Raw genomic sequence first — 209 nt, 5'->3', positions numbered from 1 at the left:
GAGCATGAAGGATTTCCAACCCAAATTAAATCAGGCAGGCCAACCAATCAGTATCACGCGATCATTGATTGAAAAGGATGAGGAAATTGAAAAACTAAAGTTTGAAGTGAAATTTCTAAAAAAAAAGTGGCTCATCGACTTGGGAATGTTTCCGAAAGAGAAGCCAAACGACACTACTTTAGACTGATTCAAGAGACATTTGAATCCCC

At 38.3% G+C, this 209-nt stretch carries 1 protein-coding gene; it reads left to right on the top strand.

The window, feature by feature from the left end:
* On the top strand, nucleotides 1-187 hold a 187-nt coding region (locus tag FEZ33_RS12645), incomplete at its 5' end, for a hypothetical protein (RefSeq protein ID WP_212746714.1).
* Nucleotides 188-209: the final 22 nt, after the last annotated feature.

This window comes from Ruoffia tabacinasalis (assembly GCF_005864045.1).
Lineage (GTDB): Bacteria > Bacillota > Bacilli > Lactobacillales > Aerococcaceae > Ruoffia > Ruoffia tabacinasalis.
The sequence above is the reverse complement of the archived record's forward strand: the minus strand, read 5'-3'. Positions and strand labels throughout refer to the sequence as shown.